The sequence below is a fragment of the Pseudoroseomonas cervicalis ATCC 49957 genome (assembly GCF_000164635.1).
Classification (GTDB): Bacteria; Pseudomonadota; Alphaproteobacteria; order Acetobacterales; family Acetobacteraceae; genus Pseudoroseomonas; species Pseudoroseomonas cervicalis.
In genome coordinates, this window is sequence record NZ_GG770782.1 from 5,643 (window position 1) to 7,147 (window position 1,505).

1 protein-coding gene is annotated in these 1,505 nt (G+C 72.3%); it reads left to right on the forward strand.

Annotated features, from left to right (window positions below):
• The first annotated feature begins 312 nt into the window (after window positions 1-312).
• On the forward strand, window positions 313-1,350 hold the full coding sequence (locus tag HMPREF0731_RS16490; RefSeq protein WP_051014799.1) for an amino acid ABC transporter substrate-binding protein: 1,038 nt from the start codon (window positions 313-315) through the stop codon (window positions 1,348-1,350).
• Window positions 1,351-1,505: the final 155 nt, after the last annotated feature.

Below are 1,505 nucleotides of genomic sequence, written 5' to 3' on the forward strand. Positions count from 1 at the left end.
AGCGCCAGCGCGGCGGCCCCCGCCCAGAGGGCGATGCGCCGGGCCCCGGCCCCTGTGCGTTCGGTGGCGCGATGCGGCATCGGAGATTCCCTTCCTGCTGGGCGCGGGGCCGCGCGCCGCGTCGCGGCGTGGCCTGCCCACCCTGGTTCAGCCTGTCCCTGGCGGCGGCGTCGAGGCGCCGCGTTTCTTCTTGGCCCCAGCACAGCAAAATCATTCCGCAGCGTCAATCGAGGCCGGGCTTCGCCGATTGACAGGCGCGGCCGCGAATGGCGACGATCACGCCGGGAGATTCGCCAAAAAGGGAGCAGTATCATGGGTCGACGGGGCCTTGCCGCCGCGTTCCTGTTCGCCTGCGCGCTGTTTGGCGGCCCCGCCGCCGCGCAGACATCTTCCGCCAGCCCGACACTGGAGGCCGTGCGCGCGCGCGGCCAGCTGGTCTGCGGCGTGCATACCGGCATCGCGGGCTTCGCCCTGCCGGATTCGCGCGGCGTCTGGCAGGGGCTGGATGTCGATCTCTGCCGCGGCCTGGCCGCCGCCATCTTCAACGATCCGGCGAAGCTGCGGCTGGTGCCGGTCTCATCCTCGACGCGCTTCACCGCGCTCGGCTCGGGCGAGCTCGACGTGCTGTTCCGCACCTCGACCCAGACCATGCTGCGCGACACCACGCTCGGCCTGCGCCATGCGGTGACCTATTTCTTCGACGGGCACGGCTTCATGGTGCGCGCCGATTCCGGCGTGCAGCGCGTGGCCGAGCTGCGCGGCGCCACCATCTGCCTGGTGCAGGGCACCACCAATGAGCAGGTGACGGCGGATTACTTCCGCAGCATCAACACGCCCTTCCAGCCGGTGGTGTTCGAGCGCACCGACCAGGTGGCGGCGGCGCTGCAGGCCGGGCGCTGCGACGCCTTCGGCACCGATGCCTCGCAGCTCGCCGCGACCCGCGCCTCGCTGCCCAACCCGGCGCAATGGAGCGTGCTGCCCGAGCGCTTCTCGAAGGAGCCCTATGGCGCCTATGTGCGGCGCGGCGACGACAATTGGTTCGACATCGTGCGCTGGTACACCACCGCCATCATCGAGGCGGAGGAGCAGGGCGTGACCGCGGCCAATGCCGAGGCGATGCGCGGCAGCTCGGCCAACCCCAACACCCGCCGCCTGCTGGGGGTGACGCCGGAGCTGGGCCAGGCGCTGAAGCTCGACCCGCTCTGGGCCTACAACGCCATCCGCGCCGTCGGCAATTACGCCGAGATCTATGACCGCCACATGGGCCCGGCCACGCCGATCGGCCTGCCGCGCGGGCCGAACGAGCAATGGACCCGGGGCGGCCTGCTCTACGCCTGGCCGATGCGCTGAACCACGACGGCGCCGGCCCGGCTTGCGGGACGCGGCGCCACGCGGCATTGGCGGGGTGTGACACGCAATGGCGCCCCGCCCCTCCTGACCGACCCCGACGCGGCCCTGGCCCGGCTGCTGGCCCTGTTGCCGGCGCTGGCGCCGCAGCGCCGCGC